At 64.2% G+C, this 26,754-nt stretch carries 29 protein-coding genes and 1 tRNA gene; 18 read left to right on the top strand and 12 right to left on the bottom strand.

What is annotated here, in order from left to right:
• Positions 1 to 8: 8 nt before the first annotated feature.
• From AC1D05_RS18615 to AC1D05_RS18625, 3 genes are read left to right on the top strand one after another with little or no spacing between them, the layout of a single operon-like run.
• Entirely contained in the window at positions 9 to 1,292 is a 1,284-nt protein-coding gene (locus AC1D05_RS18615) for a glycosyltransferase (RefSeq protein ID WP_477442759.1), read from the top strand.
• Positions 1,293 to 1,297: 5 nt separating this feature from the next.
• On the top strand, positions 1,298 to 2,668 hold the full coding sequence (locus tag AC1D05_RS18620) for a glutamine synthetase family protein (protein WP_477442760.1): 1,371 nt from the start codon (positions 1,298 to 1,300) through the stop codon (positions 2,666 to 2,668).
• Positions 2,669 to 2,670: 2 nt separating this feature from the next.
• Positions 2,671 to 3,969: an NAD(P)/FAD-dependent oxidoreductase gene (locus tag AC1D05_RS18625; RefSeq protein ID WP_477442762.1), complete on the top strand. Its 1,299-nt coding sequence runs from the start codon at positions 2,671 to 2,673 to the stop codon at positions 3,967 to 3,969.
• A 16-nt stretch (positions 3,970 to 3,985) separates the two neighbouring features.
• Here AC1D05_RS18625 and AC1D05_RS18630 read toward each other — a convergent pair whose 3' ends face one another.
• On the bottom strand, positions 3,986 to 4,756 hold the full coding sequence (locus AC1D05_RS18630; RefSeq protein ID WP_477442764.1) for an IclR family transcriptional regulator: 771 nt from the start codon (positions 4,754 to 4,756) through the stop codon (positions 3,986 to 3,988).
• A 120-nt stretch (positions 4,757 to 4,876) separates the two neighbouring features.
• On the opposite strand from AC1D05_RS18630, the gene AC1D05_RS18635 reads away from it, so the two are divergent.
• From AC1D05_RS18635 to AC1D05_RS18665, 7 genes are all read left to right on the top strand, one after another.
• On the top strand, positions 4,877 to 5,734 hold the full coding sequence (locus AC1D05_RS18635; protein WP_477442766.1) for a CoA transferase subunit A: 858 nt from the start codon (positions 4,877 to 4,879) through the stop codon (positions 5,732 to 5,734).
• Positions 5,731 to 6,537 (top strand): CoA-transferase subunit beta, encoded by an 807-nt coding sequence (locus tag AC1D05_RS18640; protein ID WP_477442768.1) that lies wholly within the window; start codon positions 5,731 to 5,733, stop codon positions 6,535 to 6,537. Before AC1D05_RS18635 ends, AC1D05_RS18640 begins: the two co-directional genes overlap by 4 nt.
• A gap of 1 nt (position 6,538) precedes the next feature.
• Complete coding sequence (gene pcaF, locus AC1D05_RS18645; RefSeq protein WP_477442770.1) at positions 6,539 to 7,744, top strand: 3-oxoadipyl-CoA thiolase; 1,206 nt, start codon at positions 6,539 to 6,541, stop codon at positions 7,742 to 7,744.
• A gap of 154 nt (positions 7,745 to 7,898) precedes the next feature.
• A complete protein-coding gene (locus AC1D05_RS18650) occupies positions 7,899 to 8,930 on the top strand; it encodes a BMP family protein (protein WP_477442772.1) in 1,032 nt (343 codons plus the stop codon).
• A 173-nt stretch (positions 8,931 to 9,103) separates the two neighbouring features.
• Positions 9,104 to 10,615 (top strand): ABC transporter ATP-binding protein, encoded by a 1,512-nt coding sequence (locus AC1D05_RS18655; protein WP_477442774.1) that lies wholly within the window; start codon positions 9,104 to 9,106, stop codon positions 10,613 to 10,615.
• Complete coding sequence (locus AC1D05_RS18660; RefSeq protein WP_477442776.1) at positions 10,615 to 11,670, top strand: ABC transporter permease; 1,056 nt, start codon at positions 10,615 to 10,617, stop codon at positions 11,668 to 11,670. The genes AC1D05_RS18655 and AC1D05_RS18660 overlap by 1 nt, the downstream gene beginning before the upstream one ends.
• Positions 11,667 to 12,611, top strand: coding sequence for an ABC transporter permease (locus tag AC1D05_RS18665; RefSeq protein WP_477442778.1), 945 nt, complete (start codon positions 11,667 to 11,669; stop codon positions 12,609 to 12,611). The genes AC1D05_RS18660 and AC1D05_RS18665 overlap by 4 nt, the downstream gene beginning before the upstream one ends.
• Positions 12,612 to 12,837: 226 nt before the next feature.
• On the opposite strand, the gene AC1D05_RS18670 is transcribed toward AC1D05_RS18665, so the two are convergent.
• On the bottom strand, positions 12,838 to 13,605 hold the full coding sequence (locus AC1D05_RS18670; RefSeq protein WP_477442779.1) for an SDR family NAD(P)-dependent oxidoreductase: 768 nt from the start codon (positions 13,603 to 13,605) through the stop codon (positions 12,838 to 12,840).
• A 297-nt stretch (positions 13,606 to 13,902) separates the two neighbouring features.
• On the opposite strand from AC1D05_RS18670, the gene AC1D05_RS18675 reads away from it, so the two are divergent.
• The gene (locus AC1D05_RS18675; protein ID WP_477442781.1) at positions 13,903 to 14,058 is read left to right on the top strand and encodes a hypothetical protein; all 156 of its coding nucleotides are present in this window, start codon (positions 13,903 to 13,905) and stop codon (positions 14,056 to 14,058) included.
• A gap of 175 nt (positions 14,059 to 14,233) precedes the next feature.
• Complete coding sequence (locus AC1D05_RS18680; RefSeq protein WP_477442783.1) at positions 14,234 to 15,175, top strand: LLM class flavin-dependent oxidoreductase; 942 nt, start codon at positions 14,234 to 14,236, stop codon at positions 15,173 to 15,175.
• A gap of 21 nt (positions 15,176 to 15,196) precedes the next feature.
• Here the strand turns inward: AC1D05_RS18680 and AC1D05_RS18685 are convergent, their stop codons facing one another.
• Positions 15,197 to 15,868, bottom strand: coding sequence for a cysteine hydrolase family protein (locus AC1D05_RS18685; RefSeq protein ID WP_477442785.1), 672 nt, complete (start codon positions 15,866 to 15,868; stop codon positions 15,197 to 15,199).
• A 273-nt stretch (positions 15,869 to 16,141) separates the two neighbouring features.
• Here AC1D05_RS18685 and AC1D05_RS18690 point away from each other — a divergent pair, with 273 nt between their 5' ends.
• From AC1D05_RS18690 to AC1D05_RS18705, 4 genes are read left to right on the top strand one after another with little or no spacing between them, the layout of a single operon-like run.
• Positions 16,142 to 16,933: an ATP-binding cassette domain-containing protein gene (locus tag AC1D05_RS18690; protein WP_477442786.1), complete on the top strand. Its 792-nt coding sequence runs from the start codon at positions 16,142 to 16,144 to the stop codon at positions 16,931 to 16,933.
• 57 nt (positions 16,934 to 16,990) lie between these two features.
• Positions 16,991 to 17,965: a tonB-system energizer ExbB gene (gene exbB / locus AC1D05_RS18695; RefSeq protein ID WP_477442788.1), complete on the top strand. Its 975-nt coding sequence runs from the start codon at positions 16,991 to 16,993 to the stop codon at positions 17,963 to 17,965.
• 7 nt (positions 17,966 to 17,972) lie between these two features.
• A complete protein-coding gene (gene exbD, locus AC1D05_RS18700) occupies positions 17,973 to 18,437 on the top strand; it encodes a TonB system transport protein ExbD (RefSeq protein ID WP_477442790.1) in 465 nt (154 codons plus the stop codon).
• The gene (locus AC1D05_RS18705; protein ID WP_477442792.1) at positions 18,434 to 19,384 is read left to right on the top strand and encodes an energy transducer TonB family protein; all 951 of its coding nucleotides are present in this window, start codon (positions 18,434 to 18,436) and stop codon (positions 19,382 to 19,384) included. The genes exbD and AC1D05_RS18705 overlap by 4 nt, the downstream gene beginning before the upstream one ends.
• 6 nt (positions 19,385 to 19,390) lie before the next feature.
• Here the strand turns inward: AC1D05_RS18705 and AC1D05_RS18710 are convergent, their stop codons facing one another.
• From AC1D05_RS18710 to AC1D05_RS18735, 6 genes are all read right to left on the bottom strand, one after another.
• Complete coding sequence (locus tag AC1D05_RS18710) at positions 19,391 to 19,708, bottom strand: hypothetical protein (RefSeq protein ID WP_477442794.1); 318 nt, start codon at positions 19,706 to 19,708, stop codon at positions 19,391 to 19,393.
• Between the two features lie 27 nt (positions 19,709 to 19,735).
• On the bottom strand, positions 19,736 to 19,915 hold the full coding sequence (locus AC1D05_RS18715) for a hypothetical protein (protein WP_477442796.1): 180 nt from the start codon (positions 19,913 to 19,915) through the stop codon (positions 19,736 to 19,738).
• 64 nt (positions 19,916 to 19,979) lie between these two features.
• A complete protein-coding gene (locus AC1D05_RS18720) occupies positions 19,980 to 20,231 on the bottom strand; it encodes a hypothetical protein (RefSeq protein ID WP_027042964.1) in 252 nt (83 codons plus the stop codon).
• Between the two features lie 67 nt (positions 20,232 to 20,298).
• Positions 20,299 to 21,357: a SagB/ThcOx family dehydrogenase gene (locus AC1D05_RS18725; RefSeq protein WP_477442798.1), complete on the bottom strand. Its 1,059-nt coding sequence runs from the start codon at positions 21,355 to 21,357 to the stop codon at positions 20,299 to 20,301.
• A gap of 509 nt (positions 21,358 to 21,866) precedes the next feature.
• Positions 21,867 to 22,616 carry an XRE family transcriptional regulator gene (locus AC1D05_RS18730; RefSeq protein WP_477442800.1) on the bottom strand — a complete coding sequence of 250 codons (750 nt, stop codon included), beginning with the start codon at positions 22,614 to 22,616 and terminating at the stop codon, positions 21,867 to 21,869.
• 327 nt (positions 22,617 to 22,943) lie between these two features.
• A tRNA-Ala gene (locus AC1D05_RS18735) sits at positions 22,944 to 23,019 on the bottom strand.
• Positions 23,020 to 23,165: 146 nt separating this feature from the next.
• Here AC1D05_RS18735 and AC1D05_RS18740 point away from each other — a divergent pair.
• Together AC1D05_RS18740 and AC1D05_RS18745 are read left to right on the top strand one after the other, a co-directional pair.
• Entirely contained in the window at positions 23,166 to 23,462 is a 297-nt protein-coding gene (locus tag AC1D05_RS18740) for a YggT family protein (RefSeq protein ID WP_477442802.1), read from the top strand.
• A 7-nt stretch (positions 23,463 to 23,469) separates the two neighbouring features.
• Complete coding sequence (locus AC1D05_RS18745) at positions 23,470 to 23,787, top strand: DUF167 domain-containing protein (protein WP_477442804.1); 318 nt, start codon at positions 23,470 to 23,472, stop codon at positions 23,785 to 23,787.
• 9 nt (positions 23,788 to 23,796) lie between these two features.
• Here AC1D05_RS18745 and AC1D05_RS18750 read toward each other — a convergent pair whose 3' ends face one another.
• From AC1D05_RS18750 to AC1D05_RS18760, 3 genes are all read right to left on the bottom strand, one after another.
• On the bottom strand, positions 23,797 to 24,678 hold the full coding sequence (locus AC1D05_RS18750; protein WP_477442805.1) for a MurR/RpiR family transcriptional regulator: 882 nt from the start codon (positions 24,676 to 24,678) through the stop codon (positions 23,797 to 23,799).
• A gap of 65 nt (positions 24,679 to 24,743) precedes the next feature.
• A complete protein-coding gene (locus AC1D05_RS18755) occupies positions 24,744 to 25,811 on the bottom strand; it encodes an ABC transporter ATP-binding protein (RefSeq protein ID WP_477442807.1) in 1,068 nt (355 codons plus the stop codon).
• Positions 25,812 to 25,813: 2 nt separating this feature from the next.
• Positions 25,814 to 26,584: an SDR family NAD(P)-dependent oxidoreductase gene (locus AC1D05_RS18760; protein ID WP_477442809.1), complete on the bottom strand. Its 771-nt coding sequence runs from the start codon at positions 26,582 to 26,584 to the stop codon at positions 25,814 to 25,816.
• Positions 26,585 to 26,754: the final 170 nt, after the last annotated feature.

Here is a 26,754-nt window from a genome sequence, read left to right on the forward strand (position 1 = left end):
AGGATTGATTGACGCGTAAAGCCAGCCCGACCATCGCGCTGTTTCCCGAAGCAAGCTTCGGCGCCGCGTTGAATTGCGTCGGCATCGCGCAGGCCTTGCGTGCCAAGGGCGCGCGGCCCGTCTTCATCTGCCATGCCGGTTTCTCCGGTGTCTTTGCCGACTATGGTTTCCAGGAATACCAGCTGCCGACCGATGAACCGCTGAGCGACAGCGAGCGCCAGAGCTATTGGCAGGCCTTCGTGCGCCGGCATTTGCCGCATTTCCGGCTGAGCCCGATCGACCAGCTCGAGACCTATGTCGCGCCGACCTGGCAGGCGATCGTCGACACCGCCGTCAATGCCGAGGCGCCTTTGCGCCAATTGCTGGCGCGGCTGAAGCCCGACGCCGTGGTGCTCGACAATGTCATCATGTTCCCGGCGATCGCCGCCGCCGGCTGCCCGTGGGTGCGCGTCGTCTCCTGCGCCGAGACGGAATTGCCCGACGCCAAAGTGCCGCCCTACCTTTCAGGAATGGGCGCTGACGACCCGCAACGCGCGGCGTTCGAGGCCCGCTATCTCTCGGCCTCGGCGCCGGCGCATGACCGCTTCAACCGGTTTCGCGTCGATGCCGGCCTGACGCCATTGCCCAAGGGCCTGTTCCTGGAAAGTTCGCCCGACCTCAATCTGCTGCTGACGCCGGCGATCGTGCGGCGCGAGCGGGCTGAGCCACTTGATCCGCAGCGCTTCGTCTATCTAGAAGGCTGCGTGCGGTCGGAAGGGCCGTTCGAGGTGCCGGTGTTTCCACGCAATGGCGGACCGCTGGTCTATGTCGCCTTCGGCAGCCTTGGCGCCATGGATGTCGGGCTGATCGAGCGCATGCTTGCGGTGTTCGACCGGCTGCCGGCGCGCTTCATCGTCAATGTCGGCGGCCTGCGCGACGCCTATCGCGCGGTTCCCGACAATGTCTATCTCGACGCCTGGTTTCCACAGCCCTCCGTGGTGGCGAAATCCGACCTGTTCATCCACCACGGTGGCAACAACAGTTTTTGCGAGGCGCTGCGCTTCGGCGTGCCGTCGCTGATCATGCCCTATTGCTGGGACGGCCACGACAATGCGCGCCGCGCCGAAGAGACCGGCACCGGCGATCATATCGGCCGTGACGGCTGGACCGAAGGAGTATTGGAGAGAGCCATTCTCGGCCTGCTGGCCGACGACGCCATGCGCGCCCGCCTAAGGGACAATGCAGCCCAGATGGCGCTGAAACCCGGAACGGACGTGGCCGCGCAAGCCATACTCTCTCTGATACGGACTTGAACGAAATGCCTGACAAGATAACGAATACCGCCATAGCCTCCACCGACCCCAAGGCCTGGCTGGCCCAGCACGGCATCAACGAGGTCGAATGCCTAGTGCCCGACATGAACGGCGTGCTGCGCGGCAAGGCGCTGCCGACGGCCAAGTTCCTCAAGGCGCTGGAAGACCGCGCGCTTTATCTGCCGAGCAGCGCCTTCCTGGTCAGCATCGATGGCCGTTACTCCGGCTCGATCGACGAGGGTTTTGCCTATTCGGACCCGGACATGCGCATGGTGCCTGATGTCTCGACGCTGTGCCTGGCGCCGGGTGCGGGGAAGGCCTATGTCTTCGCCGACGCCTTCCACATGGACGGCAGGCCGTGGATGGCTTCGCCGCGCCATGTGCTGCGCGCCGTGCTCGATCTCTACCGCCAGCGCGGCTGGCGCGCGGTGGTGGCGCCGGAACTCGAATTCTATCTCACCGCGCCCAATCCCGATCCGGACAAGCCGCTGACCGCGCCGGTCGGCGCCAATGGCCGCGCGGAGGGCGTGCAGCATCCCTATGACATGGCGGCGCTGGAAGAATTCGAGCCGGTGATCCGCCGCGTCTATGACTATGCCGCGGCCGCCGGCCTGCCGCTCGATACGCTGATCCATGAATCGGGCACGGGGCAGCTGGAGATCAATCTCCTGCATGGCGACGCGCTGCCGCTTGCCGACCAGGTGCTGCTGTTCAAGCGGCTGACGCGGCAGGCCGCGCAGCAATGCGGCATGCACGCCACTTTCATGGCCAAGCCGATCGCCGCCCAGGCTGGCAGCTCGATGCATCTGCACATGTCTGTTGTCGATGAAGCGGGCAATGCGCTGTTTGCCAGCACTAACGATGCCGACACCGAGATGTTCGGCCATTTCATCGGCGGCCTGCAGAAATATGTCCCTGAGATCATGCCGCTGTTCGCGCCGAACGTGAATTCGTTCCGCCGCATAAGACCGAACCACAGCGCGCCGGCCAACATCGAGTGGTCGCACGACAACCGCTCCTGCGGCCTGCGCGTGCCGGCCGGTGGCCGCGCCGCGCGACGGGTGGAGAACCGACTGCCGGGCGCCGATTCCAATCCCTATCTGGCGATCGCCGGATCGCTACTCGCCGGCTATCTCGGCGTCGAGCAGAAGCTGGCGCGCTCGGCCGAGGCTTCGGGCAATGCCTACAAGATCAAGAGCACGCTGCCGAAAACCATGGAGGAGGCGCTCGATCGCTTCACTGCCTGCGATCCAGTGCGGCAACTGCTCGGCGAGGATTTTTTCCAGACCTATCTGCGCGTCAAGAGCGTCGAGCTCGACCTGTTCCAGAGCGTGGTGACAAGCTGGGAACGCGACCATTTGCTGCTGAAGGTGTGATCATGGCATCTTCAACGGGTTTCAATTCCGGTCTCGATATCGGCAGATCCTATTATGTCGCCACCGCCAATCCGGCGCCGGACCATCCGGCGCTTGTCGGCGATATCGAGGCCGACCTGGTCGTCGTCGGCGGCGGCTGCACCGGCCTGTCGGCGGCCCTTCACGCCGCCGAGCGCGGCCTGAAGGTGGTTCTGCTCGAAGGCGGCAAGATCGGCTGGGGTGCATCGGGCCGCAATGGCGGCCAGATGATCCCCGGCCTGCGCAAGGGCGCCAAGGGCCTGGTCAAGCTTTACGGGCCGGAGCGGGCGAAGGTGCTGTTCGACCTTGCCTTCGAAGCGCGTGGCCTGGTGCTCGACATCATCGAGCGCCACGCCATCGACTGCGATCTGAGGCTCACCGGCCATCTGGTGGGCGCCGTCAACGGCTCCGACCTCAAAGACCTCGAGGACGAAGCAAAGTGCCTCGAAAGCGTGATGAAATTCCGCGATGTCGAGATCCTGTCGGCGGCGGACGCTCGCGCCAAGGTCGATACGCCCTATCACGGCGCGATGTATGAGCCGCTTGGCGGTCACATGCATCCGCTGAACTACACGCTCGGCCTTGCCCGCGCGGCAGTGACGGCCGGCGTCGTCATCCACGAGAATTCGGTGGCGGTGAAACTGGAGCGCGAGCCTTCGATCCGAGTCTCGACATCAAAGGGTTCGGTCCGGGCCAAGCATGTCGTGCTGGCGGGCGATGCGCTGCTCAATGGGCTGGAGCCGCGTGTCAATAGCCGCATCATGCCGGTCGGCAACTACATCGTCGCGACCGAGCCGCTGGAAGGCAAACGCAACGTCATTCCGGCCAATGTCGCGGTGTCGGACACACGCTTCGTCGTCAACTATTACCGCATGTCGGCGGACGGCCGCCTGCTGTTCGGCGGCGGCGAGCGCTACACGCCATCGCCGCCGGCCGATATTGCCGGCTTCGTGCGGCCGCACATGGAAGCGACGTTTCCGCAGCTCAAGGGCTGCCGCATCGATCATGCCTGGGGCGGGCTGGTGTCGGTGACGACGTCGCGGCTGCCGCATGTCGGGCACTATGGCGAGGTCTATTTCGCGCATGGCTATTCCGGCAAGGGCGTCATCCTGTCGACGCTGTCGGGCAAGCTGCTGGCGGAAGCGATCACGGGCGATGCTTCACGGCTCGATCTCTTCTCGACGCTGACACCGATGCCCTTCCCGGGCGGCACGGCGCTGCGTGGGCCACTCTATGTCCTGGGCATGCTGTGGTATGCGATGCGGGATCGGATCAAGCATTGAGGTCGCGAGAGGCGACCTAAACCACGAAGAAATCCTCGATGCGCTGCCTGGCCTCAAGCAGCGCCGGTAGGATCTCCCGCTCCATCTCCGCGACCGAAAATCGCGCCGACTGGGTCGAGACGTTGATGGCCGCGACCGTGTGTTCGGCGCGGTCGCGGATCGGCACGGCGATGGAACGCAGGCCCAGCTCCAACTCCTCGTCGACGATGGCAAAGCCGTCCACCTTGGCCTTGCCGATGGCGCCGGCCAGCAGCTTGATGTCGGTGATCGTTTTCGGCGTCCGTCTCTCGATGGCTGCCTGGTGCAGAAATTTGTCCAATTTCTCTGGCGTCAGGCCGGCAAGCAGGATGCGGCCCATCGACGTGCAATAGGCCGGCAACCTGGTGCCGACATCGAGCGACACGCTGAGGATGCGGCGGCCGGGAATGCGGGCGACATAGACGACATCCTGGCCCGACAGGATCGCCGCCGAGCAGGCCTCGTTCAACTGCGCTGCCACCGTGCGCATAATGGGCGCGGCGAAGCTCCACAGCGATCCGCCGCCCAGCCATGTGCGGGCAACGGTCAGCAGGCGCGGCGACAGCGAGAACATACGGCCATCCTGGGTGGCATAGCCGGTAGCGACAAGCGTCAGCAGGAAGCGGCGGGCGCCGGCGCGGGTCAGGCCGGCTTCCTCGGCCATTTCGGTTAAGGTCATGCCCGTGGGATGGTGGGCCAGGATCTCCATGACGGCAAGGCCGCGCTCGAGCGAGCCGACATGGTCACGGGAAGCGGCCTCTTCGTCCATCGAACCTCCGCAGAAATGGCATCGTCGTCAGGATTGACTCCGCGACCTCTCCGAGCGTAGAAAGTTTCGCATACAAAACATAAGTTCGCAATACGAACTTTTGGACTGGGAGCCGATACAATGGTCAAGTTCCTGCCGCTCAAGCAGGCCGTTGCGGAGAATTTGAACAATGGCGACTCTGTCGCCTTCGAAGGCTTCACCCATCTGATCCCAACAGCCGCCGCGCATGAGGCGATCCGCCAGGGATTTCGCGACCTGACCCTGATCCGCATGACGCCGGACCTGATCTACGACCAGATGATCGGCATGGGCATGGCGAAGAAGATCGTCTTCTCCTATGTCGGCAATCCCGGCGTCGGCCTGCTGCGGCGCGCCCGCGACGCCATCGAGAACGGTTTTCCCCGGTCGCTCGAGGTCGAGGAACACAGCCATGCCGGCATGGCCAACGCCTATGAGGCGGGCGCGGCCGGCCTGCCTTGCGCGGTGTTCCGTGGCTATCGCGGCGCCGGCCTTGCGGCTGTCAATCCGAACATCAAGTCGGTGACTTGTCCGTTCACCGGCGAGGTGCTGGCGGCCGTTCCCTCGATCCGGCCCGACGTCTCCTTCATCCATGCGCAAAAGGCCGACAAAAAAGGCAATGTGCTGGTCGAAGGCATTATCGGCATCCAGAAGGAAGCCGTGCTGGCGGCCAAACGTGCCGTGGTGACGGTCGAGGAAGTGGTCGACAATTTCGACGATCTGCATCCCAATCTGACCGTGCTGCCACGCTGGACCATCGCGGCGATCTCGGTCGTGCCCGGCGGGTCGCACCCGTCCTACGCTCACGGCTATTATGCGCGTGACAATGCCGCCTACCTCGAATGGGATGACATCGCCGCCGACCGCGAAAAATTCCAGGCCTGGATGCAGGCGAATGTCATCGAGAAGAGCGCCGACGATTTCGCGGCCCGGGTCGACCATTTGAGGAAAGCGGCATGAGCGACGATCAAAACCCCTTGGGCTTTACCCCCAACGAGATGATGACGATCGCCGCCAGCCGAGCGCTGCGGAATGAGGATGTCTGCTTCGTCGGCATCGGCGCGCCGTCGGCCGCCTGCAACGTGGCGCGGCTGACGCATGCGCCTGATATCACGCTGATCTATGAGAGCGGCACGATCGGCACCGCGCCCGACGTGCTGCCGCTGTCGATCGGCGACGGCGAATTGTGCGAGACCGCGGTCACCACGGTCGCGGTGCCGGAAATGTTCCGCTACTGGCTGCAGGGCGGCCGTATTTCGATCGGTTTCCTCGGTGCGGCGCAGCTCGACAAGTTCGGCAACATCAACACCACGGTCATTGGCGATTATTTCCATCCCAAGACCCGGCTGCCCGGCGGCGGCGGCGCGCCGGAGATCGCGACGTCGTCGAAGGAGATCTACATCACCATGGCGCAGACCAAGCGCGGCATGGTCGAGACAATCGACTTCTTCACCTCCTTCGGCCATGGCGAGGGCGGCGATCACCGCAAGCGCCTCGGCATCGACACCGCTGGCCCGACGCTGCTGATCACGGATCTTGCCATCTGGAAGCCGGACCCGGTGACCAAGGAATTCACCGTCGTGTCGCTGCATCCGGGCGTCTCGCGCCAGCAGGTGCAGGACAGCTGTGGCTGGATCGTAAAGTTCGCCGAGGCGCTTGACGAAACACCGGCGCCAAGCGAACTCGAACTGAAGACATTGCGCGACCTGCAGGCCCGCACCAAGGCGGCGCATGAGGGTACCGGAAAAGCAAAGGCTGCATGACATGGCCGAGGCCTATATCTGCGACTACATCCGCACGCCGATCGGCCGCTTTGGTGGCGCGCTGTCCTCGGTACGATCGGACGACCTCGGTGCCATACCGCTGAAGGCGCTGGCCGAGCGCAATGCCGGCATCGACTGGTTGGCGGTTGACGATGTCGTCTATGGCTGCGCCAACCAGGCCGGCGAGGACAATCGCAACGTAGCACGCATGGCGCTGCTGCTGGCCGGCCTGCCCAAGGAAATCCCGGGATCGACCGTCAATCGCCTGTGCGGCTCCGGCATGGATGCACTGACCATTGCGGCGCGGGCCATCAAGGCCGGCGAGGCGGAGTTGATGATCGCCGGCGGCGTCGAATCGATGAGCCGCGCCCCCTTCGTCATGCCGAAGGCCGACACGGCGTTTTCGCGCAATGCCGAAATCTACGACACCACCATCGGCTGGCGCTTCGTCAACCCGCTGATGAAGAAGCAGTATGGCGTCGATTCGATGCCGGAGACCGGGGAGAACGTCGCCGAGGATTTTTCCGTGTCGCGCGCGGATCAGGACGCCTTTGCGGTGCGGAGCCAGGACAAGGCGGTCGCGGCACAAGCCAATGGAAGGCTGGCCAAGGAGATCACAGTGGTGACCATCCCGCAACGTAAGGGCGATGCGGTTGTTGTCAGCAAAGATGAACATCCCCGCGCGGGCACCACGGTCGAGGCGCTGGCCAAATTGCCGACGCCGTTCCGGCAGGGCGGTACGGTGACCGCCGGCAATGCCTCCGGCGTCAATGACGGCGCGGCGGCACTGATCGTTGCCTCCGAAGCAGCGGTGAAGAAATACGGCTTGACGCCGATCGCCCGCATCCTCGGCGGGGCCGCCGCCGGCGTTGCGCCGCGGATCATGGGCATCGGCCCGGCGCCGGCAACGCAGAAACTCTGCGCGCGGCTTGGCCTGACGCCGCAACAGTTCGATGTCATCGAGCTCAACGAAGCCTTTGCCTCGCAAGGCATCGCGGTGCTGCGTCAGCTCGGCATTGCCGAGGACGCGCCGCACGTCAACCCAAATGGCGGTGCCATCGCGCTCGGCCATCCCCTGGGCATGTCGGGCGCGCGTATCTCCGGCACGGCGGCGCTGGAGCTGCGTGAACGCGGCGGCCGCTATGCGCTGGCCACCATGTGCATCGGCGTCGGCCAGGGCATCGCCATCGCGCTAGAACGGGCCTGAGCAAGGACCCTTTCTTGGTTGGCCAGATCGAAGATCTGATTAGGCCCACCAAATTTGACCATGTGGACAAAAGTCCGGGCCCGTTCCATAGTTCCCCGTCTGACATTTCTAGGAACAGCCGGCTCGACACGGCTGTCGAACAGAGGGGAATGCAATGGAAAACCGCAAGAACAAATTCCAGATAAAACGCGAAGGGCTTTCGCGGCGCAACGTGCTGGAACTGGGCGCGCTTGGCCTGGCTGCCGCGATGCTACCGGGCGCCGCGTTCGGCAAGGACAAGAAGCTGAAGGTGGCGGCGATCTTCGCCACGCCGATCGAGGAGCCATGGGACAACCAGATCCATGTCGCCTTGCAGAAGGCCGAGAAGGAACTCGGCATCGAATACAAATGGTCCGAGAAGGTCCAGACCGCCGACTTCAGCCGCGTCATGCGTGAATATGCGCAAGGCGGCTACCAGCTGGTGCTGGGCGATGCCTTCGCCGCCGAGCGTGAATCCCGCCGCACGGCCAAGCAGTTCCCGAAGACCGCCTGGCTATTCGGTTCGGGTGCCGGTCCCGCAGAACCCAATTTCGGCGTCTTCGACAACTGGATCCACGAGCCCGCCTATCTCTCCGGCATGATCGCCGGCAAGATGTCGAAATCGGGTACGGTCGGCGCGGTGGCGGCGATGGGCATTCCGGAAGTGAACCGGCTGGTCAACGCCTTCTTCGCCGGCGCCAAGGAGGTCAATCCGAACATCAAGAAGAAGGTCGCCTTCATCGGTTCCTTCTTCGATCCGCCCAAGGCCAAGGAAGCGGCGGTGGCGCAGATTGATGCCGGTGTCGACGTCATCTATGCCGAGCGCTTCGGCGTCATCGAAGCGGCGGTCGAAAAGAAGATCTACGCCATCTCCAACATGTCGGACCAGTCGAGCCTCGGCCCCGACACGGTCATCACCGGCCCGGTCTGGGATATGTATCCGACGGTCGAGCAGGCGATCAAACTGGTCAAGGCCGGCGTCTACACCGCGCAGGACTATGGCGATTTCTCGCGCATGGCCAAGGGCGGCTCGTATCTCGCCCCCTACCACAAGTTCGACAAGACGCTTCCGGCGGATGTCAAGGATCTGGTCGAGAAGAAGAAGGCTGAGATCCTGGAAGGCAACTTCCGGGTGGATGTCGACGAGAACACGCCGGTTTCGGACTAGAGCGGATATCCCTCCCCCTTGAGGGGAGGGTGGCCCGCAGGGCCGGGTGGGGTCCGCCGCGCCGCGCTCCATCTTGTTAAGTCATAGGTTGAGGCGGCCGAGGCGACCCCTCCCGCCTCGCTTCGCTCGGCACCCTCCCCTCGAGGGGGAGGGGCATCCCCGCAGGAGTGCCCTTGCCCGCCCCACTCATCGAAATGCGCGGCATCACCAAGAGCTTTGGCGCTGTCAAGGCGAACGAGGCTGTCGACCTGAGCGTGGCGCCGGGTGAAATCCTCGGCCTGCTGGGCGAGAACGGTGCCGGCAAGACGACGCTGATGAACGTGCTGTTCGGCGCCTATGCGCCGGATGCCGGGGAAATCCTGATCCAGGGCCAACCGGTCAGGATCACCAGTTCGGCCGATGCGCTGGCCGCCGGCATCGGCATGGTGCACCAGCATTTTCATCTGGCGCCACGGCTGACGGTGCTGGAAAACCTGCTCATCGGCATCCCGGGCAAAGCGGGGCGGCTCGACCGCGCCGGCGGGTTGGCGCGACTCGTCGAAATCAGCCGCCAGCATGGGCTGACGCTCGATCCCGACCTGCCGGTCTCGGCGCTATCGGTCGGCGAGCAGCAGCGGCTCGAAATCGTTAAGGCGCTGTTTCGCGGCGCCAAGCTCTTGATCCTCGACGAACCGACCGCGGTGCTGGCGCCGAGCGAGGTCGACGGGCTGTTTTCGGCGTTGCGCTCGATGGCGGCGCAAGGCCTCGGCATCATCTTCATCTCGCACAAGCTCAACGAGGTGCGGGCGCTGACGCATCGCTGCACGGTGCTGCGGCTTGGCCGCGTCGCCGGCCGTGTCGATGACCCAGCCAACACGACATCGGCGGCGATGGCGCAACTGATGTGCGGCCATGAGATCGTACCGCCGGCAAGGGGACCGTCGACACCCGGCGCTGAGGTGCTGACCCTCGACGGCATTTCCACTTCAAAACATTCGGGCACGGCGCTGCGCGATGTATCGCTTGCCGTTCGCGCCGGCGAAATCCTCGGCATCGCCGGCGTGTCGGGCAATGGCCAGCGGGCGCTGGCGGAGGTGATCTCCGGCGTGCGCGCGCCCGATGCCGGCCGGATGACGATTGCCGGCCAGAAGGTCACGCGGTTTTCGCCGCGCGAGGTGCAGGCGCTTGGCCTTGGCCGTATCCCGGAAGACCGCATGACCACCGGCCTCGTCACCAATTTGCCGCTCGCCGATTCGATGGTGCTGCCGCGGATCGGCACCGCCGCCTTTTCAGCCAAGGGCCTGCTCAAGCCGGACGCAATCCGCGCCTTCGCCGAAGAACAGATCAAGGCCTATGATATCAGGTGTCCCGGGCCGATGACCCGCGCCGGGGCGCTGTCGGGCGGCAACCTGCAGAAGGCGCTGTTGGCGCGTGAACTCGCTTTCGATCCGAAGGTGCTGATCGTGTCACAGCCGACGCGCGGCCTCGACATCGGTGCGGCACGCTTCATCCATGAAAAATTCCTCGACATGCGGGCCAAGGGCTGCGGCATCATCGTCATCGGCGAGGATTTGGAAGAGCTGCTGGTGCTCTGCGACCGCATCGCGGTGATGTATGAGGGCCGCATCGTCGGTACGCTCGACAGCGCCGATGCGACGATCGCGCGGCTCGGCCTGCTGATGACCGGGGCGGAGGGGCACAGCTGATGTTTCGCCTGGAAGTCCGCACGTCGACGCCCGCCTGGTTCAACCTGGCTTTGCCACTGCTGGCGATCGCGGCGACGCTCGTGCTGTGCAGCGGCCTGATCGCGCTGGCCGGCGCCGGCGTGCTCGAATCCTACGGCGTGATGTTTTCGGCTTCGCTCGGCGACAGCTACGCCATCACCGAAACACTGGTGCGTGCCGCACCGATGATCTTCACCGGGCTGGCGGTCGCCGTCGCCTTCCGGGCCAAGTTCTGGAACATCGGCGCTGAGGGGCAGTTGCTTGCCGGTGCGGTTGCCAGCTGCTTTGTCGGCGCCATACCGATGCCGGGGCCGCTCGCCATGCTGTTGATGGCCGTGGCAGGCGCTGCGGCCGGCGCCGCTGTTGCGCTTGTGCCGGCGACACTGCGCGTAAAATTCAAGGTCGACGATGTCGTCAGTTCGCTGCTGCTCAATTCGGTCATCTATTATGCGCTGATGGCGCTGATCGAAGGGCCGTGGAAAGATTCCTTCAGCGGCTATCCGATCTCACCGCCGATCGAGGATTCGGCCAATTTCCCGGTGCTGATCGAAGGCACGCGGCTGCATCTCGGCGTCGTCGTGGCGCTGATCGCCGCACCGCTGATCTGGTTCCTCATTGCGCGCACGACGCTCGGCTTCAAGATCAGGGTCACCGGCGAGAATCCGGAAGCGGCCAGATATGGCGGCATCAACGTTGAACGCGTGCTGCTCTCCACCGCGTTGTTGTCGGGCGCGCTCGCGGGGCTCGCCGGTGTCGGCGAAGTCGGCGGCGTGCATTTCCAGGTGATGAGCGACATCTCGCCGGGCTACGGCTATTCCGGCATCGTCGTTGCCATGCTGGCGCGGCTCAACCCGCTCGGCGTCGTGCCGGCGGCGATCTTCCTGGCCGCCGTGATGACCGGCGCCGAGGCGATGTCGCGCGCGACCGGCGTGCCGGCCTTCCTCAGCGATGTCATCCAGGGCACGGCGCTGCTTGCCATGCTGGTAGCGCTGCTGTTCACCGCCTATCGCGTCCGCCGCGTCGGGGCTGCCCGATGAGCGCGGTGTTCGAACAGATTTTTCAGGTCGGTTTTTTGGCCGCCATCATCCGCATCGCCACGCCCTTGGCTTTCGCGACGCTCGGGGAAATGTTTTCCGAGCGCGCCGGCGTGCTCAATCTCGGCATCGAAGGCATCATGCTGCTCTGCGCCATGACCGGCTTCACCGCCACCAGCCTCAGCGGCAGCCTGTGGCTCGGCGTGCTGGTGGCGGTGCTGACCGGCATGCTGATGGGCGGACTGCATGCGCTGTTCACGGTGGCGCTCGGCCTCAGCCAGCATGTCTGCGGCATCGGCGTGACTTTGTTCTCGTCCGGCCTCGCCTATTTCCTCTATCGGCTGATCTTCGGCCAGCAATCGGTGCCGCCAAGCATCAAGGGGTTTCAGACGCTGCCAATTCCCGTCCTGTCCGACATTCCGGTGCTCGGGCCGGCGGTGTTCAACCAGTTCGCGCTGGTCTACATGGCGATCATCGCCATACCGCTCGCCGCCTTCGTGCTCTACCGCACGCCGTGGGGCCTGTCGGTGCGCATGGTCGGCGAGAACCCGCGCGCTGCGGACTCGGCTGGCGTCAGCGTCATTGCCACCCGCTTCCAGGCCGTCATCCTCGGCGGGGCGCTGATGGGATTGGCCGGCGCCTTCCTGTCGATGGCGCAGTTCAACGCCTTCACCTTCGGCGTCGTCTCCGGGCGCGGCTGGGTGGCGATCGCGCTGGTCGTGTTCGGCAGGTGGGATCCATGGCGCTCGGCGGGCGCCGCGCTGCTGTTCGCCTTTGTCGATGCGCTGCAGCTGCGCATGCAGGCGAGCGGGCTCGGGCATATCCCCTACGAAGCGTTCCTGATGCTGCCGTTCATCTTCACCATCGTTGCGATGGCGGTCATGTCGCGCAACGCGGTGGCGCCATCGGCGCTGCTGAAGCCGTTCCGGCGGGAAGAGCGGTAGGACCCGGTGCCCTTTCCTCTCCCTCCGGAGGGGGCGCTGCGAAGCAGCGACGGAGTGGGGAACCACCTGGCAACCGTCGCCAACGGATGCGCAAGAATCCTCCTGCACAGCGCCAAGGGTCGACCCCCACTCCGTCAAGCTGCGCTCGACACCTCTCCCCCGATCGACGGGGTAGAGGAAGGGCGCCAAGCTGTCCTGGGGCGAGGAACCCAGGTTCTGGGACGCCTCACATCGCTGTAAAGCCATTATCCACGAACAGATGCGCGCCGTTGACGAAGCTGGCCTCGTCACTGGCGAGATAGAGCGCGGCCTTGGCCACCTCTTCCGGCTCGCCGATCCGCCCCTGCTGCGCGGCCAAGGCTGCGTCGGAGACGTCGACGCCAAGCTTGCCGAGGTCGGCCACTTCGCGCAGGCCGTGCGGCGTGCGGATAAAGCCAGGGCAGACGGCGTTGCAGCGGATGTTGCGGTCGCGGAATTCGACGGCGATGGCGCGGGCGAACATGTGGCAGGCGCCCTTGGTGGTGTCGTAGAGCACCTCCATCGGCGTCGCCGCCACCGCCGAGATCGACGAGGTGCAGACGATCGAACCGCCACCGGCCGCGATCATGCCTGGCAGCACGGCACGCGTCATCAGGAACATCGAGCGGACATTGACGGCATGCAGCCAGTCCCATTCCTGCACCGTCGTCTCCAGGAACGGCTTTATCACGATGGTGCCGGCATGGTTGAACAGCACGGTGACCGGGCCGAGCTTTTCCGTCGCGCCTTTCACCGCCGCTTCAACCTGCGCCTCATCGGACACGTCGGCGATAAAATGCTCGGCGACGTGGCCGCGCGCGCGTATCGCTGCCGCCGTGGCAGCGGCCGCCTCGCCGTTGCGGTCGATGATCGCCACCTTGGCGCCTTCGGCCGCGAACAGCTCCGAAGCCGCCCCGCCCATGCCTGTCGCGCCGCCCGAAATGATGGCAACCTTGCCGGCCAGTCTTTCGCCCATTTCCTACTCCCGTCCCGTTTCAGTGATTTTTCGTATTCGATCGTATGGCGATGCTATCCCTCGCGTTCCGGATGGCCAAGCGAACCGCCGGAGACGGCGAATTCCCTGCCGAAACCACCGCAAACCAGTGATCCGGCTGGCTTTTTGCGTCGGATGAACAGACCCGGATGGGTTAAATCCCGGTCGGAAATACCATTTCGGTTCATATTTGGAGAAATTCGTTCCAATAAATGCCGAAAAATAGCAATCGACAAAGTCTACAAGTTTTATAGATTAACGGGCGAGACGGAGGTCGATATGCACTATATCCAGAACGCTCAGACTGACAGCAGCGGCCAGAGGCTGGCCAATGCCCAGACCTTTCGCCCGGCCTATGCCGGCGCTTTCGCCTATCTCGTCTTCGCCCTCGCGTTTGTGTTCACCGGGGCCGTTGTGCTGGGCCTCATTCCCTGAGGCTTAAGGCTGGCCCTGAGGCTTAAGGCTGGCCCTGAGGCTGCAGGCTGACTGGGGCAAGTTACCCCATACTTTCAGGCAATCGGAGTTGAATGAACCGGATTCCGGTGCGTTTGCGCGCGACCGTGGTTCGAATTTCACCGCATCCATGATTCCAGTGATGGAGGAGATGACAATGCCGATCGAATTCACGCATGTCCCCGGCAAGACCGCCGATGCCGCCATTCCGTTTTTCTACGACTTTGCCGAGACGGCGACCAAGCTCGGGCTGATCGAGGACGGCGGCTTCCAGAAGATCGTCGTCGACGATTCGGCCGGTCTGCTGACCAATATGGATCTTGCCGCCCAGGTGCTGGATCGTACTGCCTCGCTGCAGGTCGTGCTGACGCACTGGGCGGGCGTCGTCGAACCGACCGTGGCGGCGCGCCAGCTGGCATCGATAGACAGGAAGAGCGGCGGACGGCTGGCGCTCAGGATGATCAGCGAGCCATTGAACGATGACGATGCCGAGTCACGGCCGGTCGGGCACACGGTCATCTGGCAGCGTACCGATGAATATCTGGTGCTTTTGAAGCGGCTGTGGTCGAACGACCGGCCTTTCGACCATGAAGGCGCGTTCTACAGCATCAAGGGCGGCTACGTGCCGCGCAAGGGCCCGCATGGCGCCGACCTGACCATCCGCATGGGTGGACAGTCCGGAACGGCGCTGAAAGTGGCCGGCCGGCATGCCGATGTCTTCGAATTGGCGCCGGGCTCGATCGATGAAGTCCGGCAGCTGATGGAGCGCGTGCGCGGCGCCGCCGCCGAACATGGCCGGGCGGGCAAGCTGCGCTTCGCGCTGCCGGTGCGGATTCACCGGGGCGCTGCCGCCACCGGCCAAAAGGCGGTCGACCTGTCGGGGCCGCCGGCTCAGGTCGCCTTGTCGCTGCTTGCCTATGCCGGGCTCGGGATCGATGAATTCATGATCGTCGGCGTCGACACGCCGCGCGAGATCGCGACAGTCGGTCGCGAAACGATCGCCCTGCTGCGCAACTCCCTGGCGCGCCGCGAAAGCAGCGAATTCCAGCCGGGGGCCTATGCGCCTCGCGCCGGGCTGGAGACGCGGGCAACGGGCTGAAGCTCGTCAATCTCCTGTGGTCTAACGCCTGTCGCCAAGCCGCGACAGGCCCTCGATGACGGCGGCTGAATCGGCCAGCACGCCGAAGACGCCGTCCTCGACAGTCACCATGTGCAGCGCCGCCTCGTGGGCTTGTCTGTCGCCGCTGGCGCAGGCATCCGAGATCGTCAGGCACTGGAAATTGCGGTCGCAGGCCTCGCGCAGCGTGGTGTGGACGCAGACATCGGTTGTGCATCCGGAAAACAGCAAATGCGTGATGCCTTGCGCGCGCAAAACGAGCTCGAAATCCGTATAGGTGAAGGCGCTGTTGCAGGTCTTGTCGACGATGATGTCGTCAGGCGCGACGTCGATCTCCGGAACGATCTGGAATCCGGCGCCGGAGCGCAGCAGGATGTCGGTGCCGTCGAGACCGGAGCGCTTGCGGCGCCATTTTTCGTAAGGTGTCATATCGGCCATGTCGGCGCGGTAACCCTGCCTGGTGTGGATGACCCTGACGCCGGCCTTGCGCGCGGCTGATATCAGCCGGTTCACGGTGGGCAGGATCGCCCGCAGCGGCGAAGGGTCGTATCCCTGTTTGGCAAAATAGCCCGTCGTCGACAGGAAATCCTGCTGCAGGTCGATGACGACAAGTGCTGTGTTTTCAGCCATCAGCCTGCCGTCGTAGGGGAAGTCGAAGGGTGTTGCCCTGATCATCCGTGGTTCTCTCCTCGCCGACTGCGACGCCCATCCTGACCGGCGAAGGTGCGGCCGTCTACCGGGCGACGGTCTTAAACGCGAGGATGCCGAGCGCAGGGGAGTCTGTCCGCAGATGCCGCGCGCCGGTTCGTCACGTGACTGCCGCGACGATTTGTTGATCGTTGCAGTCATCTTAAATGTTGACTAGTAAGATCATGTTTCATAGTCAACCGGGCATCGGACCGCCGAGACCAGAAATTGGAAATGCGGGCGGCCGACCTGGAGAAAACCATGACCGTGGCTGGAGCTGAGATTGCCTTTCAAATCGACGCGGTGCGGTTTGCCGTCGGCGAGCGGACGCTGCTCGGCCCGGTCTCGCTGGAATTGCAGCGCTCGCGCGTCTATGGGCTGATCGGCCACAACGGTTCGGGCAAGTCGACGCTGATCAAGCTGCTGGCCCGCCAGCAGCCGGCGAGCTCCGGCGCCATCACTTTTGCCAGGCGGCTGTTGCCGCAATGGGGGGCGCGTGAGCTTGCCCGTGCGCTCGCCTATCTGCCGCAGACGACGCCGGCCGCGACCGGCCTCACGGTGCGCGAACTGGCAACCCTCGGCCGTTATCCCTGGCATGGCGCGCTTGGCCGCTTCGGCGCGGAAGACAGGCGGCATGTCGAGGAGGCGCTGGTTCTGACCGACATGGACGGTTTCACTGAGCGGCTGGTGGATGAACTGTCCGGCGGCGAGCGGCAGCGCGCCTGGCTTGCCATGCTGGTGGCGCAGAATGCCGGCGTCATGCTGCTCGACGAGCCGATCTCGGCGCTCGACATCGGCCATCAGGTCGAGGTGCTGGGGCTGGTCAAGGAACTCAGCCGCAAACGCGACCTCTGCGTCGTCGTTGTGCTGCACGACCCCAACATGGCGGCGCGCTACTGCGACGAGCTGATCGCGCTCAAGGACGGCAAGCTGCTGACCCGCGGCACGCCAGGCGAAATCATGCGGGGCGACGTGCTCAAGGGCATTTTCGGCGTGGAGATGGGCGTGTTCGCGCACCCGGTCACCGGCCAACCCGTCGGCTATGTGCAGTGACGAGATTTGATGCGGTGGCGGAAGCGGCTGGCCGCTGTGAGAACAAGGAAGAAGCTGTTGTCTAGAACTCGTTTGTTGGCGGCGTTGGTCGCATCGGTGATCCTGGCAGGTGGCAACGCCACGGCCCAGGAGCAACCGGCCGGCGCTGCCCCTGCGGCCGAGGCTCCTGCGGCGCCTGCAGCGGTGGCACCTGCTGCCGTACCGGCACCGACATCCGCCACACCGACGCCCGCCACGCCGGCGGCTGCGGCGCCGGCCACGATGGCACCAGCGCAGCCAGCCGGCCAGCCGGCCGCGGCCGCGCCGGCGGGCGCAATGGAGCTGAATCTGCCGCACGACCTGTCGCCATGGGGCATGTTCATGGCCGCCGACATTATCGTGAAGGCGGTGATGATCGGGCTGGCCTTCGCGTCGCTCGTCACCTGGACGATATGGCTGGCCAAATCGCTGGAGATCTTTGGCGGCAAGCTGCGCATCAGCCGTGCCGTGCGCGCGATCGGCGATGCCGCGACGCTGAAGCAGGCGAGCCGCGCGCTCGACCGCAGCGGCGGTCCCGGCGCGCTGCTGGTGCGGGCGGCGGAGGAAGAGGCCACACTCTCGGCCGGTGCGCTCGACCATGTCGGCGGTGACGGACTGAAGGAAAGGGTCACCTCGCGCCTGTCGCGCATCGAGGCGGCGGCGTCGCGGCGCATGTCGCGCGGCACCGGCGTGCTGGCGACGATCGGTTCCACCGCGCCTTTCGTCGGCCTGTTCGGCACGGTCTGGGGCATCATGAACGCCTTCATCGGCATATCGCAGGCGCAGACCACCAATCTCGCCGTGGTAGCACCGGGCATCGCCGAAGCGCTGCTGGCCACCGCCATGGGCCTCGTCGCGGCAATTCCGGCGGTGGTGATCTACAACGTCTTCGCCCGCTCGATAGCCGGCTACCGGCAGATCCTCGCCGATGCCTCGGCGGGTGTCGAACGGCTGGTCAGCCGCGACCTGGATTTCCGCACGGTCGCGCCGGCGACGGCGCTGGCGGCGGAGTAGCGACGCCATGGGAAGCAGAATTCGACAGACCATGGACGACGATCTCGAGGAGAGCCACGAGATCAACGTCACGCCCTTCATCGACGTCATCCTGGTGCTGCTGATTATCTTCATGGTCGCCGCGCCGCTGGCGACGGTGGACGTCAATGTCGACCTGCCGGGGTCGACGGCGACACCGGCGTCCCGCCCCGAAACGCCGCTGTTCCTGACCTTGAAGGATGATCTCACGCTGGCGATCGGCAACGACACAGTGCCGCGCCCGGCCCTCGCCGCGACACTGGACAGCAGGACCAAGGGCGACAAGCAGACGCGCATCTTCCTGCGCGCCGACAAGGCGGTCGCCTATGGTGACCTGATGGAGGCGATGAACCTGCTGCGTGGCGCCGGCTATCTGAAGATCGCGCTGGTCGGCCTGGAGACGGCGCCCACGGTCGATGCACCAGCGGGCCCGGCCGGAACGCCGGCGCCATGATACAGCTTGTCGCCTCGCCCGCTCCGCAGCTGTCGCGCTTCGGTTGGCGCGATCTTGGCCTGTGGACGTGTGCGGCGGCGCTGGTGCTTGGCGCTCATGTCGCGGTCGCCTATGCGGTGCAGAGCTTCAGTCCGATCGAGACGGATGGCGGACCGCCGCCGGCCGCGGTGATCGAAATGGCGCCGATGGTGGTGACGCCGGCCGTGCCCGAACAGGCCGCGATGCTGGACGCAGCGATGCCCGATCAGACCGAGCCCGTCGAGGAGACCGAAAAGGTCGCCGAGGCCGAGCCCGAGAAAGTGACTGAACAGGCCGAACCGACCGCCGAGCAACCGGACACGGTACCGCCCGACCAGACCGAGCCGACCCAGGTAACCGAGGCCGAACCGGTCGACCAACCGCCCCCGGATGAGGTCATTCCCGACGTCGTCGAGGCCGCGGCGCCAGAGGTCGTCGTTCCGCTGCCGCAGCCAAAGCCGGTCGAGGAGCCCAAGGAAAAGAAGCCGGTCCAGGCCAAGGCGAAAAAGCCGGTCGAAAAGCCCAAGCCGAAGCCAAAGAAGGAAAAAGCCGAGCCGGCAAAGACGGTCGCCACCGCAAGCGCGGAGACAAAGCCGGCGGCCAGGGCGGCCGCTCCGAAATCGGCAGCCGGGGTGTCAGGCGTCAGCCCGGCCAAGTGGGAATCCCGGCTGACGGCATGGATCAATCGGCACAAGCGCTATCCCAGCGCCGCGAAATCCAGGCGCGCGCAGGGCAATGTGAACGTGACCTTCACGGTGGATGCATCCGGCCGGGTGATATCAGCGCGCGTAGCCCGTTCTTCAGGCGATGCTGATCTCGACCGCACCGCGCTCGCCGTGCTGCAGGGCGCAACGGTGCCGGCACCGCCGCCGGAACTCGGCTCGCGCGTCAGCCGCACGGCGCCGTTCGTGTTCAACTTGCGGGATTAGTGCGGCTCAGCTCATCGACTGACACAGCGCTTCGACCTGCTCCAGGTAGAAGCGGCATTTCGTGCGCAGGATCCTGAGGTTAGGGTCGTCGGCGCCATTGATCTCGATGGTCTGCATCATGAAGTCGAAATGGACATGAAAGGCGTCCGCCGCGCCCCAGAGGCTGTCGGCCTGCCAGCTGTCGGCCATCGCCAGGGAAATCAGCCGCCGGGCCTCGAGGCGCGCGGCATCCGGTGAACCCGGCCGGCTGGCGATCAGGAGTTGGAGTCGACCGAATACGCTGTCCCTGGCGTCGGCGCTCCTGATGGGTGCGATCATGTTCATTGGCGGGTCCCCCTCAAATCTCGATGCTCAATGTGAATTTTGCGGGCTGCGGGCGATCAAGGTGGGGATCGCTGCGGTGTCGGATGGCCGGCCCCTGATGATGTTGGCGAGCTCTGCGTCGGCCTGCTCGAACCAGTAGACCATGTCGGCGCAGCCAAGATCGGCGGCGGCCTTTTTCAAGAGCGGGCAGCAGGCTTTGCAGCGCACAGACGGTCTCCCACCGGTTCGGCCGCGAGCCGGCCGGCGCGCACAAGGCTGATGGTTGCATCCGCTACGCTCTCCTTGGCTGAGCGTGGCTTTCCTTCGCATTCGGCTTGGGATGCATCGGGTTGCCGCTGAGCTGCGCATGCCTTGCCGGCCGTGCGCCGCGCAAAACATCGAAGGCTTCGGCATAGGCCATGCCCAAGAGATAGGAGATCATGGGAAAACGGCTTGCTTCGGCCATCTGCACCAGCTCATTGCTCATCGATGCGATATATTGAAGACTATCGATCTCTGACTGACGTAGGGTCTGATTTGACACGGTCTGCTCCTGTCATTTGGTGGAACTCAGGGAACGCGTACTGGCAGCATTGGACATAATAAGGCGGCTAATTAAGTGACTGACCCGCCGAATGCGGGCTTGGTTCCGGGGTCGAGAGTGTCAACGCATAGATGGGCGCGTCGGTGAGGCGGTCGAGGCCGAGAAGACGCTTGATCGCCGAATGGCTGAGCGCTGCCGTGGGGCAGGCCGACAGGCCATGCCTGGTCGCCGCCAGCATCATGTTCTGGCCGATATGGCCGGCCTCGATCAGCACGACGCGATAGGCGTTGGCGTCCTCATATTTCCACATGGTGCGGTCGAGCCTTGCGCAAAGCAGGATCAGGCAAGGCATGGCTTCCGCCCAGTCCTGCCCGCCGACCAGTTCGGAGATCTTCGGTAGGTGGTTGGCCGAGATCCTGCCGAGATCGTGATCGGCGGCTGAATAGTGATAGACGCCGGGCTCCAGACCCTCGACGCCAAGCGCGACGACATAGGCCTCATAGGGGTTCCGGGCGCCGCCCGAAGGGGTCATGCCCAGTGGCAGGGCGCCGACGCAATTGCTGGTCTCGCCGGTAATGCCCATGCCGGCGAACAGGCAGTCGGAGAGCTGCTGCGCGGTGATGGTGGGCGCGGCTGCGGTGCGGTTGGTGCGGCGCCGCGCCATCAGGCTCAGAAGTTCGTTGTCGTCGAGTGCGCTCGGCAGCGCAATGGCGCCGGTGGCATTCTTGAGCAGGAGGTCGGGCTGCGCGACGTGGCCGGCGCGATCGATCTGGCGTGCCTCGGCCTGTTCAATGGTCATGAACTCTGTGTCCTGGACGCAGAAATGCATCAGCGCGGTCGGGATGCCCCAGTTCCACTGTCCGGAGAATTTTGTTTCCTGTTCGGCCAGCGGCGAACCGGCGGTGACCAGGGCAGAAAAATCAAGCAATTGCGGGACGACGGCATTGAGGTCAGATTTCGACCATCCGTGGGCGCGCGCGATTTCCGCCGTGGAGGCCCATTCGTCCCAGGATGCAAGAAGGCCGATCACCTCGGGGCTGCATTCGAAGACGCTTCTGGTCAGGAAGTTGCAGGCCGTGACCTTGTTGGTCCCGGGATAGAAGACAAGCGTTTTTGAAGAGCGCATTTTCATGATGCTGAATGCCGTTTTGTGAATGTGAGGCGCCGACAGGCGAAAACCCATCGGCGCCGAACGACTTCAGCGCTTGTTGTAGTGCATGCCCTGCGAGAAGAAGACGGTCTGCGTGCCCGCGGCGACCGTCAGCTTCGGGGCATTGTTTACTTTCTTGGCCATTTTTGTCCCTTTCCCGACCCCAATGGGATCTGTTGAAAGATCCCCACACCGGGATCCGCGAGAAGAAAGGTAAGGTCGAAAGAGTTAATGCTTTGTTAAAATTGTAGTAAAGCCAACGTGGTCTAAAATATCTTTCTTGGCGATAAAGTCTAAAATATCGATTTTGCTCAAATATGGAGTAGGCAATCGCTAGCATACGCTTTTTCGGGATATTCTTATTCTTATTTAGCGTAAGCTGGCGGCTTATGCATGTCGCCCAGAGGCGCCCCCGGCTTTGGGAGGACGACATGCACGGAAACAAAGACCTGAAGGGCGCCGCACCCGTTGCGACGCGACGCGCTTCAGCCCAGTCCGTCCCGGGCGAGGCTGACGACGAGTTGATCGATGCCCGGATCATCGAGCCTGACGACATGCGCCATGCGGATCGCATGCCGTGGCCGGATACCGGACATATCCTGCCGCATGATGACCGACACGAATGCCGGCCCAGCCTCGGTCAGAAGCATGGCCTTGCCCGTCAGCACCGGCTCGGAGATGGGAGCCCATTGCACGGAGATCAGGGACGGTTCGCCGGTCTGGCGACGGTTGACGCCGCTGAAATAGATCCAGTTCAGGCGTGAGATCGCCACGCCATAGTGGTTGCCGCGTGCCCGCGCCCATGTCGAGCCACGGCGCTCCGACCAGCCGGTGACCCGGCGGAATGTGACCAGTTCGGCCTCGCGACGCACGAAGGTCACCGACCGCATCAGGAGGTCGGAACGGGTCGGGATCGAAAAGTAGGTGAAGTACGTGCCGCCCGCGATCGATGGGGCGGGTGGGCGGATCATCTGGTTGAACAGGCTTTCGGAAATCGGCGGCAGGCCGGGAGCCCTGGGCTCAGGGACACCAGGGTCCCGGTACAGTTCGGCTTCGTCGATGCGGAAGTAGTCACAGATCAGCTTGGCAGTGGCCTTGTTCGGAACGGTCTGTCCCTGCAGGTAGCGCTCGAATTGCGTGCGGTTGATACCCAACTCACGGCATACCGCGCTAACGGAGGGATGGTCCTTGCAGAGCCGTCTAAGATTTGCAGCGAGGTTCTCGCGAATGGACACGTATTTGCTTCCGCAGGCGACTTCTTCATTCCGACTCGGAATCCATATAGCGCCTTCGGTCGCCCCCCGCCGAAACGCCTTGTCACGACACACAGAAAAAACTGATTTGAGAGCGCCAGTCTAATGGGACGGCTTGCAAAAAAAATAGCGCCGATCCAGCGAGCGGCCATCGCCATAAGTCCAATTGACAATTGCCTTGCCCCGGAGACCGCGAAATCGCCTATGGTTTTTTTGGGGGACATTGGCGCTGATCGCCGCGTCGCGATGCGTGGAACGGCGCTTGCGCCCTGGCCGCGCGACAGAAAAGCGGAAAATCGATTGTTCCGATGGTGGAGCTGAGGAGGATCGAACTCCTGACCTCGTCATTGCGAACGACGCGCTCTCCCAGCTGAGCTACAGCCCCGTCCAACGGATGGCGCATTTATCGGGCGCGGCGGATTTCTGTCAAGGCAGCGTTTTGCCGAAATCCTTGTTGCCTAGTGCTGCGGCTGCCGGCCCTTGCCGGTTTGACGTGCAATGGCTACATGTCGGCAACAATTGGAGACCGGCATGCTCGCCCTCATTCAAACCATCGTCATGGCGCTTGACCTCTACTGGTGGATCATCATCGCCTCGGCGATCTTTTCCTGGCTCTATGCCTTCAACGTCGTCAATTCGAAAAACCAGTTCGTCGGCAGCATCGGCAACATGCTCTATCGGCTGACCGAGCCGGCGCTGCGGCCGATCCGCCGCTTCATGCCGGACCTTGGCGGCGTCGACATTTCGCCGATCATCCTGCTCTTAATCCTGTTCTTCCTCCGGCAGTTCATTCTCACCACGATAGCGCCGCTGTTGCTGGGCGCTTGACGGCTGCATGAGCGCGCCGTTCCGCATCCGCGAGAACGGCATCGACCTGTTTGTCCGACTGACGCCGAAATCTTCCGTGGACAGGTTTGAGGGCGTCGAAACATCGGCGGACGGGCGAAGCCATTTGAAGGCGCGAGTCCGCGCCGTGCCGGCAAACGGCGCCGCCAATCAAGCGCTGGAGAAGCTGGTCGCCAAGGCGCTCGGCGTGCCGGCATCGTCCGTCTCGGTCGTCGCCGGCGGCACGGCCCGGCTCAAGACACTGCGCATAGCGGGCGATCCGGAGGCGCTGGCACGGAGCATTGAAGCCCTCAGCGGTCAATCCTGAGCCTGACGTTCAATCGCCCAGCGGCAGCCTTGGATCGTCGACCTTCAGCGTGTTCACGCTCTGCTTGATGCGACGCAAATTCTCCAGCACCTTCGGGCCGCGGGTCTCGGCAACCGATGTCACGATCATGTCGACGATCGCCAGCAGCGCATAGCGCGATGATGTCGGCTTGTAGATGTTGCCGTCCTCGAGCGGCTGCAGGTGGATGACCGTGTCGGCGACCTTGGCCAGCGCCGAATCGGGCGCGGTGATGGCCACCGTGGTGGCGCCATATTGCTGGGCGACCTGCACCGCCTCGATGACCGATCGCGCATAGCCGGACACAGAAAAGGCGACCAGTGTGGTTTCTGGCGTGGCAACGGCGGCATACATGCGCTGCAACTGGCCGTCGATCTGCGCCAGCACCGGCAGGCCGAGCCGAAACAGCCGGTTCTGCATCTCGGTCGCCATCATCGAGGAGATGCCGCCGGAGCCGATGCACAGCACATTGCCTGACGTCGCGAGCCGCTCGGCGACGGCGACCAGCGTCGTCATGTCGAGGTTCTCGCTGGCGCGCTGGATGGCCGAGATCGCCGCTTCGGTGATGGCGGTGGCGATGCGCTGCTCACGCGCGTCGCGGCTCAGCGGCTCGGGAGACAGATATTGGCCGCCGATGGCGATGGCTTGCGCCAGATAGAATTTGAAATCGCGCAGGCCCTCGCAGCCGAGATTGCGGCAGAAGCGGGTCACCGTCGGCTCGCTGACGCCGACGCGCGCGGCAATCTCCGAGATCGCTGCCTTGGAGGCGAAATCGAGATCGGAGAGCACAAGGCTCGCCAGCCGGCGATCCGACTTGGTGCCGTCCTGCGACATCAGCTGCAGCCGCGTGATGATGTCGGCCGGCGTCTTCATGCCCGTGTTTTCGTCTTCATGTTTGTCGCTTCGTCTTCATGCCATTGCCTTCGCAGGGGTAGGCGTTATAGCGGCAGGCCCGTCGCCTTGTCGAACAGATGGATGTTGCCGGGATCGACCGAGACCGGCAGCACATCGCCCGGCCTGACCGGCACCCTGTCGCGGAACACGGCGCGTACGGTGTCCGTGCCGATGACGCCATAGACATGGGTTTCCGAGCCGGTCGGCTCGACGACATCCACCTTGATCGCCATGGCGTCGGTGGCTTCACCGATGACGAAGTGTTCAGGCCGGATGCCGGCCTCCACGGCGCTGCCTGCCGGTACCGCCTTGCCGGCAAGCGCAAGCCGGCCGCCGCCGGCCGACTCGAACCAGGTTTTGTCAGACGTCGACTTGAGGGCCCCGGAGACAAAGCTCATCGACGGCGAGCCGAGGAAGCCGGCGACGAATTTGTTGGCCGGCCGATCATAGAGTTCCAGCGGTGCTCCAACCTGCTGGATCCGGCCACGGTCCATTACGACGATGCGGTCGGCCATGGTCATGGCCTCGATCTGGTCGTGGGTGACATAGACGATGGTCGATTTCAGCCGCTGATGCAGCGCCTTGATCTCGGTGCGCATCTGCACGCGCAATTGCGCGTCGAGATTGCTGAGCGGCTCGTCGAAGAGGAACACCGAGGGTTCACGCACGATGGCGCGGCCCATGGCGACGCGCTGGCGCTGGCCGCCCGAGAGCTGGCGCGGATAACGATCGAGATAGGAATAGAGATTGAGGACGCCGGACGCCTTCTTGACCTTCTGGTCGATCGCCGCGCGGTTCTCGCCACGGATTTTTGGGCCGAAGCCGATATTGTCGGAGGCTTTCAGATGCGGGAACAGCGCGTAGGACTGGAACACCATGGCGATGTTGCGCTGCTGCGGCGGCAGGTCGTTGGCGCGGACGCCGCCGATCAGCAGATCGCCCGAGCTGATCGTCTCCAGGCCGGCCAGCATGCGCAGCAGGGTCGACTTGCCGCAGCCGGAGGGGCCGACCAGCACGACGAACTCGCCGCTTTTGATGTCGAGGCTGATGTTTTCCAGGATCTTGTGCTGCCCGAACGATTTCGACAGGTCGCGAAACTCGACGTCGGTCATGCTCACGCTCCCAATATGTCGTCGATGAACGGCAGGCACCCCGCGGTCAGTCCGGCGTCCACGGGCATCACCACGCCTGTTATGCCGGATGCGCGATCCGATGCAAGAAAAGCCACCGCTTCCGCCACTTCCGAGGCGTTGACGATGCGGCCGAGCGGATAGAGCCGCTTGAGCTTGCCCAAGATTTCAGGGTCCTTGGCGAGGCGATGGTCCCAGGCGGCGGTGCGGATCGATCCGGGGCAAACGACATTGGCGCGCACGCCGCTGCGGCCGAGCTCGACGGCGATCGATTTGGCATAGGCGTTGATGCCGGCCTTGGCCGCGGCATAGGCAGGGTTGCCGAAATGGGCGATGGCGTTGACGGAGGAGATGAAGACGACGCTGCCTGAACCGCGCGCCGCCATCGCCTTCACAAGAGGGTCGGCGAAAATCATCACCCCGGTCAAATTGAGGTCGAGCTCGTGCTCGATCTTGTCGGCATTGAGCGCGGAAATCGTCTCGGCGCGCGTCCAGCCGGCATTGTTGATCAGAATGTCGGGAACGCCGTCTTTGTCGAGCACGGCTGCGATCCCCGCCTCGATCGAAGCCCGGTCGAGAAGGTTGAAGACATGGCGCGAGGCGAGGTGCGGGCTCGCCAGCGCCTCCTCGGACCGGTCGCAGCCGACGACCCGCGCACCCCTTGCGGCCAGCAGGGCGACGATCGCCGAGCCAAGGCCGCCGCCGGCGCCGGTGACAACGACAGTGCGGCCCTCGAATTCGGCTTTCGAAACCACGGCGCTCGCTCCTCCGGCAGGTCAGGCAGATGTCGGCAGGCTAATGAATGGAATGTAATTAAGCAACATGATAATCCGCTTGCATGCCGTAAATTCCTAGATAATGTAGGAAAGTCACATAAATCTTGTGCCAGCCATCGGCACAAGGAGCGCAAATGCGCGGAACAAAT

It is taken from the genome of Mesorhizobium sp. P2_E9, from assembly GCF_056403815.1.

What these genes read in the sequence shown, in the direction of transcription:
- AC1D05_RS18620 (WP_477442760.1), top strand. Translation starts at nt 1,298, where the DNA reads ATGCCTGACAAGATAACGAATACCGCCATAGCCTCCACCGACCCCAAG.
- AC1D05_RS18625 (WP_477442762.1), top strand. Translation starts at nt 2,671, where the DNA reads ATGGCATCTTCAACGGGTTTCAATTCCGGTCTCGATATCGGCAGATCC.
- AC1D05_RS18630 (WP_477442764.1), bottom strand. Translation starts at nt 4,756, where the DNA reads ATGGACGAAGAGGCCGCTTCCCGTGACCATGTCGGCTCGCTCGAGCGC.
- AC1D05_RS18635 (WP_477442766.1), top strand. Translation starts at nt 4,877, where the DNA reads ATGGTCAAGTTCCTGCCGCTCAAGCAGGCCGTTGCGGAGAATTTGAAC.
- AC1D05_RS18640 (WP_477442768.1), top strand. Translation starts at nt 5,731, where the DNA reads ATGAGCGACGATCAAAACCCCTTGGGCTTTACCCCCAACGAGATGATG.
- pcaF (WP_477442770.1), top strand. Translation starts at nt 6,539, where the DNA reads ATGGCCGAGGCCTATATCTGCGACTACATCCGCACGCCGATCGGCCGC.
- AC1D05_RS18650 (WP_477442772.1), top strand. Translation starts at nt 7,899, where the DNA reads ATGGAAAACCGCAAGAACAAATTCCAGATAAAACGCGAAGGGCTTTCG.
- AC1D05_RS18660 (WP_477442776.1), top strand. Translation starts at nt 10,615, where the DNA reads ATGTTTCGCCTGGAAGTCCGCACGTCGACGCCCGCCTGGTTCAACCTG.
- AC1D05_RS18665 (WP_477442778.1), top strand. Translation starts at nt 11,667, where the DNA reads ATGAGCGCGGTGTTCGAACAGATTTTTCAGGTCGGTTTTTTGGCCGCC.
- AC1D05_RS18670 (WP_477442779.1), bottom strand. Translation starts at nt 13,605, where the DNA reads ATGGGCGAAAGACTGGCCGGCAAGGTTGCCATCATTTCGGGCGGCGCG.
- AC1D05_RS18675 (WP_477442781.1), top strand. Translation starts at nt 13,903, where the DNA reads ATGCACTATATCCAGAACGCTCAGACTGACAGCAGCGGCCAGAGGCTG.
- AC1D05_RS18680 (WP_477442783.1), top strand. Translation starts at nt 14,234, where the DNA reads ATGCCGATCGAATTCACGCATGTCCCCGGCAAGACCGCCGATGCCGCC.
- AC1D05_RS18685 (WP_477442785.1), bottom strand. Translation starts at nt 15,868, where the DNA reads ATGATCAGGGCAACACCCTTCGACTTCCCCTACGACGGCAGGCTGATG.
- AC1D05_RS18690 (WP_477442786.1), top strand. Translation starts at nt 16,142, where the DNA reads ATGACCGTGGCTGGAGCTGAGATTGCCTTTCAAATCGACGCGGTGCGG.
- exbD (WP_477442790.1), top strand. Translation starts at nt 17,973, where the DNA reads ATGGGAAGCAGAATTCGACAGACCATGGACGACGATCTCGAGGAGAGC.
- AC1D05_RS18705 (WP_477442792.1), top strand. Translation starts at nt 18,434, where the DNA reads ATGATACAGCTTGTCGCCTCGCCCGCTCCGCAGCTGTCGCGCTTCGGT.
- AC1D05_RS18710 (WP_477442794.1), bottom strand. Translation starts at nt 19,708, where the DNA reads ATGAACATGATCGCACCCATCAGGAGCGCCGACGCCAGGGACAGCGTA.
- AC1D05_RS18725 (WP_477442798.1), bottom strand. Translation starts at nt 21,357, where the DNA reads ATGCGCTCTTCAAAAACGCTTGTCTTCTATCCCGGGACCAACAAGGTC.
- AC1D05_RS18740 (WP_477442802.1), top strand. Translation starts at nt 23,166, where the DNA reads ATGCTCGCCCTCATTCAAACCATCGTCATGGCGCTTGACCTCTACTGG.
- AC1D05_RS18745 (WP_477442804.1), top strand. Translation starts at nt 23,470, where the DNA reads ATGAGCGCGCCGTTCCGCATCCGCGAGAACGGCATCGACCTGTTTGTC.
- AC1D05_RS18750 (WP_477442805.1), bottom strand. Translation starts at nt 24,678, where the DNA reads ATGAAGACGCCGGCCGACATCATCACGCGGCTGCAGCTGATGTCGCAG.
- AC1D05_RS18755 (WP_477442807.1), bottom strand. Translation starts at nt 25,811, where the DNA reads ATGACCGACGTCGAGTTTCGCGACCTGTCGAAATCGTTCGGGCAGCAC.